Raw genomic sequence first — 6,000 nt, 5'->3', positions numbered from 1 at the left:
CCCCCCCCCCCCCCCCCCCCCGGCCACACGCCGGATTCCCTCCACCAGGCGTTCACCGCGGATGTCCTTCAAGACATAGCCGGACGCCCCAGCCAGGACAGCGGCGCGGCTGGCCACGTCGTCGTCGAACGCCGTGAGTATCAGGCACCGGATGCCGGGATCCCTCCCGCGGATGTCCCGGCAGGCGTCGATGCCGCTTCCGTCGGGCAGCCGCACGTCAAGGACCACGACGTCCGGCCGGGTGGCGGCGACCCTGGCCACGGCCTGCCGCCTCGTTGCCGCCTCCCCCACCACTTCCAGGTCGGCTTCGGCGTTGATCAGGGCAGCCAGGCCGATACGGACGACGTCATGGTCGTCGACCACAAACACGCGCGTCATCGCGAAGTCCCTGCGGTAGCGTCGCTCACGCGCGCCGTCCAACGCAGCTCGGCACCGCGCGGCGCCCGGCCGATCAGCGACACCATCCCCTGCCAGCGTTCGGCTCTGACCGCCAGATTAGCGACGCCGCTGCGCCGACTTGCGCCGGTCAGACCGACGCCGGTGTCGCCGATCTCGACCGTGAGGATGTCCGCCGCGACCGAGACGCGCACTTCCGCCTCCCGGGTTCCAGAGTGCCGGACCACGTTGGTCAGCCCCTCGCGCACGACTGCCACGACATCATCAGCCAGAGAGGTGGAAACGAGCAGATCGATCGCCCCGGAGAACACCACCCGCGGCGGGTGCGCGAAGAGAGGCCCGACCTCGTCGAGCAGGTCGACGATTCTGCGGCGAAGCCCGTGCCGGTCGGGGTCCGCCTGCGTCGACAACCCGAAGATCGCGGTGCGGAGATCGGTGATGACCGCGTCAAGGGCTCCCACCTGGTCGGCCAGCCGCCGCCCGAACACCGGGTCGGCGGTCATCCCGCCGAGGGCGCGCACGGCGAGCCCCACAGCGAACACCCGCTGAATGACCCGGTCGTGCAGCTCACGTGCGATCCGGTCGCGATCGGTGAGCACCGCCAGACGCGCCCGGTCCGTGCTGCTCCGCTCGAGGTGGCGGCCCACATATGCCAGTCGGGCGAAATCGACGGCAGAATCGAGGTCCACGGCAGTGAACGGAAGCGCCCCGCTGGGCCGGGAGGCGGTGAGCACCACTGCGGGCGGGCCGGATTCCCCGGCTTTCCCCAGCGGGACCACCAGGGTCGGCCCGAGCATCAGGAGCGACTCGGGGCCCGCAGCCTCGCGCTTTTCCCGGCCGACGAGGATCGGCCGGCCGGTGGCCAGCGCCCGGCCGCACAGGCTCCCCGCCACGGGGAAGGTCAGGCCGTCCAACGGTCGAGTGGCACTTCCATGAGCCGCATGGACGACAAAACCGTCCCCCGCGCCCGAATCAACACCAGGCGGCCCGATAACGCAGACCAGGGCCGCATCCGCAGCCGACGCGAAGATGTCTGCCAGCACCATCAGCGGGTCACCCGTTCGCTCACCCAGCAAACCCTCGATGAAATCGGCGGATGCGGCCACCCACCGCGACCGGCACTGGAGGGCAGATGCGCCGGCAGTTCGATCACTGTCTCCGGGAGAGCCTCAGGTCGTTCGTTCAGGGTGACCGGGATAGTTTTGTGGGGCATGACCGGGGACCGCCTCTCGTCTGGTAGCGGGGATACTACCCGCACGAGACCTTCGGCCCTGTCCCCGTCCGGCAGGCACTGCCATAATGACGTGGATCGGACTGTCCGGTGCGATTCCACCCCAGAGCAGGAGTCACACCCATGGTTGAAAAAGTGATCGTCGCCATTGACGGTGGGGCCGCGAGCAAGGCAGCCCTGGAGTGGGCCCTCGACCGGGTTGTGACGCTCGAACGGATGCAGGGCACGCCCGTGCAACTCGAACTCACCACGGTGGTGGAGCTGGGCTGGTACCCCGCTGAGGGATCGGACTATTCCAGTCAGCCTGCCTACGAGCGCCCGCTCGCGGAAGCCCTTCGACGAGTCGAACAGGTGGCACCCTCCTGCCGGAAGACGAGCTACATCCGCCATGGCGTCCCGGTCGATGAGCTGGCGCGGGCGTCGGCGACCGCCGACCTTCTGGTCATCGGCACGAACAAGACCGGTGTTCTCGCCGGGACGGTCTTCGGCACCCTTCCCCTTCGCATCGCGGCCCACGCCCGATGCCCCGTCGTCGTCGTCCCCGTCAACTGGCAGGCGCGTGGCGGCCACATCGTCGTGGGCATGGAGAACGACGTCACGGCCCTGGTCGCCGTTGACTTCGCGGCCCGCGAAGCCGAGCGTTACAAACTCCCTCTCGATATCGTCCATGCCTGGACCATTCCCGCGACCGTGGCCGTCGAATACGGTGCCGTCCTGCCCTACGAGGAGATACGAGACGCCCACGCGCGCATTCTGTCGGGGGCAACGAGGAGGGTTCGCGACGCGCATCCGGCGCTGCATATCGCCGAGGTTCTGGAACAGGGCACCGCGGCATCCGTGCTCGTGAACGCCTCCCACACGGCGTCCCTCGTCGTCGTCGGCACACACGGCCGGGGTGCCGTCGGCAGCCTCTTTCTCGGTTCGGTCAGCCACGACGTGCTGATGAACCTGCCGTGCCCGGTCGCTGTGGTCCCCCGCCCGGCCGGTGAACGCGCCGAGTCCCGACCGGGCTCCACGGAAGGTGCGGAGAAGCGGTGAACACCTACTACATCGGATTCGACGGATCGGATCCGAGCAGGTCCGCCTTCAGCTGGGGTCTGGCTCGGGCGGTAGCGGACGGGTCGCCCGAGGTCCTGCAAGGATCTCCCGCCTGACGCTCGCCGCGGTACCGACATCCGACGGTGTTTTGGTCGTCGGAACCCACAAGACCGGTTCCCTGAGCGGACGCGTGCTCGGCTCCCGCAGCGTCCCGCGGCGCCCAGGAGGCGCGCCACCTTGGCCACGAACCCATCCTCGTGCATGCGCCGTCGACTTCGCGTGCGGAGCCCGGAGCCGCCGGCCGACGCTCTGCTCGATGTCGGCAGCGAGGCTATCTTGCTGGTGCTCGGAATATCACATCCGAGGCCGGTGACCCAGTCGGTGCCCGGTTCAGCAGCCACGACGCCCTGATGAACATCGACGCACCTGTGCTGATCGCCCGGTCCGACTGACACACTCCGATTCGCACGCTCCGATTCGAGCGCTGTGAATCATTTAGACGGGTTCGCTGACCGGTCCGGTCCGGTCTCGGTGACGGCGACCCTGATCACGGCGACTGGGCAGGGCATGGTCAAAACGAGCACATGACTGACCGAACCCAGCCAGAAGCGAGCGAACCCGTGACGACCGTGGCTGCCTACAACGAGAAGCCGCGCACCGGTCGCCGCCGACACGAGTGCGTCCACCGGTAACCCGAGGTCGAGCCGCAGGTCGAGCTTCAGGTCCGGATAGCGTTCGGCCAGTCCCGCCACCGCTTCGGCGAGGACCAGGCGGTCGGCCTCATCGGGCACCATCGGCCAGTCGATCATGGCGCGATCTTCGGTCCACGGTACCGGTGCGCTCCAGCAGTACAGCGCCGTCAACCGCTCGCTCAGGCGGTCCGCCTGATCCGCGGCGAATGTCACCGCGGCGAGAGATGCCTCGGAACCGTCCACTCCGACGACGACGCCGGTGCCGCGCTGTTCTTCCCGCTCGGGCACGACGACGACGGAACCGCCGGCGTAGGCCGCGATCTGCGCGGCTTGGGTGCTGAAGACATAGTCCCGAAACCGGCCCAGGGCGTGCGAGCCCACAACGAGGAGTTGCGCGCCGACGGCCCAGTCGGTGAGGGCCCCGGTAGGCGAGCCCTCAAGGACCGTCGTGTGAAAAGTCAGGTCAGGAGCGACACTGCGGGCCTCCTCGGCCTCACGGGCGAGCAACAGTTCGGCCTGCTCGCGGGCCGCGTGCAGAAACCCGGCCGGGGTCGTGCCGAAGGTCGCGTCGACGACGTGCACCAACTCGATTTCCAGGCGCCGGGGACGCGCATAGTCGAACGCCCACTGGAGCGCGGCCCGAGCCGCAGGCCGACCGCTGACCCCCACTACAAGACGGTTGTCCATGACGACCTCCTCCGCTCCCCGGCACAGCGGGCAGAACGGGGTTTACGATGTCGCGCGCCGATCCGCCAGAACAGGGCCGAAAGTCCCGACGTCGGTCAGGACGTCAGTAGTCGAACTCGTCGAACTGTGGCGAATCCAGGCCGTCGCCCGTCCACGAGGCTCGGCCCGAGGCCGTGCCGACCAGGGCCTTATGGCGGAGAGTGTCCACCGTCTCCGGCTCCAGCAGCTCTGACCGAGCGAAACCGGCAGTGACGCAGACCAATTGGCCGGATCCGCCGATCAGGATCTGGATGCGGCCCAGCAGGCCGGTCTCTTCGACGATCGGGATGTCGACGACATCGACCTGGGGACGGAGACTCAACGCCTCGGCATAGTGCATGACGGCATCCGCGAGATCATCGCCCGTGATGACCGATCCGCCGGGGTGAAATATACGCTTCATGGTAGACCCCTGATTGTTCACGAAATGGACATGTGCAGCCAGGGTCTGGGGCATTTTCTGATTCTAGACCGTGCGGGGTCTAAAGGTCGAGAGTTCGGTTCACAACCTGCTCGGCAACCTCGACCAGCCGCTGGCCGTTGTCGCGGGCATATTGACGCAGGATCGCGAAGGCCTCTTCCATGTCGACGGTGTGGGTGAAAGCGACGACGCCCTTGGCCTGCTCGATCAGAACGCGGCTACTGAGCGCGCGTTGCAACTGCGTCCGAGCCACGTCGCTCTCCCTGATGGCCCGTTCCTGAAGAATGCCGATGGTGGCGGTGTCGGCCAGCGCCTGGACCGTGCGCAGGTCCTCCGCTCCCAGACCGCCGAGGCGATCCCAGAAGAGATTGAGCGATCCGATGGTCGTCGCTCGCAGCCGCAGGGGAACCGAGTGCATCGACTTCAAGCCGAGTTCGAGCGCTCCCGCCCGAAATCTCGGCCACGCCGGGGCGAGGACATCGAGGTCGGGAATAGCCACCGGTTTGCCGGTCGTGTAGCACTCGACGCACGGCCCATTGCCGGCCCGCAGCTGCAGGATCTCAATCAGGCGACTGCGTTCGTTGGTTGAGGCCACGACCTCGAGATCGTTGTCGTTACCGGCGGAGAGGATGATCCCGACCGCGGACGCCCCGAAGAGTGTGCCGCAGGTCTCTACGAGTGTGTGCAGCAGGTCGACGACGTCGTACCCGACGACAAGCGTGTCGGCCAGCGTGACGAAGGTCTCGACCAACTGACCTTCACGTGTTCTGGTCACCATAAATCCACCCTAAGACCCGTTCAATTCTGATGTGAAATCAACTTTTCGCGCCACAACATCGTCCGCTACCTCACGGACGGTGCGCGCGTGGGAGAACGCGTAGCCCTGGAGGATCAGGAGGGCATCCGAAGCTCCCACGTTCAATTGGGCCAGAACCATCCCCGTCGCTTGGTGCACAACGCGACGCGCGTAGCCCTCGTCGGCGTCAGGGTCCGGCTTCATCGTATGCGAGAGCAGGACGCGCCGAAGCATCTGTCGGGCGGCGATCCCGACCAGCATCGTGGCGTCGGCGATCTGAACTCCGGTCAGGGTGCGCGGGCGTGGAGAGTACAGATCAACCGCTCCGATGTCCAGCGTGCCGACGACCATCGGGAACGCGAACACGCTTCCCACGTCGGTCTCGTCGGTCTCGTCGATGGATTGTGTGAAAACCGGCCAAGCCGGATTGCCGTGGTGTCGAATATCGCTGTTCAGAACCGGGCGACGAGTCGTCAGGGCTTCCCAGCACGGACCTTCGCCGAGATCAAATTGCAGCTCGTCGAGCCGTGCGGCGGACGCGTCGCACGCGCACGCGGTTTCGGTGCCAAACGGTGCGCCGAGGGTGGAGATCGCCACGCCGGTGACGGGCAGCACCCGCAGGAACGGCGAGCACAGGTCCGTGCTGGTCCGGTGCGCGTTGGACAACTCCTCGACGGCGAGGCCGAACGATTGACGGTCA

Annotated in this window: 7 protein-coding genes; 1 reads left to right on the top strand and 6 read right to left on the bottom strand. The window is 67.2% G+C overall.

What is annotated here, in order from left to right; all coding sequences use genetic code 11:
* Window positions 1-378 (bottom strand): response regulator transcription factor (locus tag E3O22_RS16190; protein ID WP_241976451.1); only part of this gene is annotated, 378 nt, incomplete at its 3' end.
* On the bottom strand, window positions 375-1,502 hold the full coding sequence (locus tag E3O22_RS00225) for a sensor histidine kinase (RefSeq protein ID WP_134395884.1): 1,128 nt from the start codon (window positions 1,500-1,502) through the stop codon (window positions 375-377). The genes E3O22_RS16190 and E3O22_RS00225, both read right to left, overlap by 4 nt.
* A 248-nt stretch (window positions 1,503-1,750) precedes the next feature.
* Between E3O22_RS00225 and E3O22_RS00220 the strand changes: the two genes are divergently transcribed.
* Entirely contained in the window at window positions 1,751-2,665 is a 915-nt protein-coding gene (locus tag E3O22_RS00220) for a universal stress protein (protein ID WP_134395883.1), read from the top strand.
* 491 nt (window positions 2,666-3,156) lie between these two features.
* Here E3O22_RS00220 and E3O22_RS00215 read toward each other — a convergent pair whose 3' ends face one another.
* From E3O22_RS00215 to E3O22_RS00200, 4 genes are all read right to left on the bottom strand, one after another.
* Window positions 3,157-4,044 carry a universal stress protein gene (locus E3O22_RS00215; protein WP_134395882.1) on the bottom strand — a complete coding sequence of 296 codons (888 nt, stop codon included), beginning with the start codon at window positions 4,042-4,044 and terminating at the stop codon, window positions 3,157-3,159.
* A gap of 103 nt (window positions 4,045-4,147) precedes the next feature.
* A complete protein-coding gene (locus E3O22_RS00210) occupies window positions 4,148-4,486 on the bottom strand; it encodes a hypothetical protein (RefSeq protein WP_134395881.1) in 339 nt (112 codons plus the stop codon).
* A 79-nt stretch (window positions 4,487-4,565) separates the two neighbouring features.
* A complete protein-coding gene (locus E3O22_RS00205; RefSeq protein ID WP_134395880.1) occupies window positions 4,566-5,282 on the bottom strand; it encodes a GAF and ANTAR domain-containing protein in 717 nt (238 codons plus the stop codon).
* A 9-nt stretch (window positions 5,283-5,291) separates the two neighbouring features.
* Window positions 5,292-5,915 (bottom strand): GAF and ANTAR domain-containing protein, encoded by a 624-nt coding sequence (locus E3O22_RS00200; RefSeq protein WP_241976450.1) that lies wholly within the window; start codon window positions 5,913-5,915, stop codon window positions 5,292-5,294.
* Between the last annotated feature and the right edge of the window lie 85 nt (window positions 5,916-6,000).

This window comes from Cryobacterium sp. TMT2-18-2, from assembly GCF_004402245.1.
In the GTDB taxonomy this organism is placed as follows: Bacteria; Actinomycetota; Actinomycetes; order Actinomycetales; family Microbacteriaceae; genus Cryobacterium; species Cryobacterium sandaracinum.
Note: the sequence above shows the minus strand (reverse complement) of the source record. Positions and strands in the feature narration are given on the sequence as shown.

Coding starts and splice junctions, on each gene's coding strand:
- E3O22_RS00220 (WP_134395883.1), top strand. CDS start 1,751: ATGGTTGAAAAAGTGATCGTCGCCATTGACGGTGGGGCCGCGAGCAAG.
- E3O22_RS00215 (WP_134395882.1), bottom strand. CDS start 4,044: ATGGACAACCGTCTTGTAGTGGGGGTCAGCGGTCGGCCTGCGGCTCGG.
- E3O22_RS00210 (WP_134395881.1), bottom strand. CDS start 4,486: ATGAAGCGTATATTTCACCCCGGCGGATCGGTCATCACGGGCGATGAT.
- E3O22_RS00205 (WP_134395880.1), bottom strand. CDS start 5,282: ATGGTGACCAGAACACGTGAAGGTCAGTTGGTCGAGACCTTCGTCACG.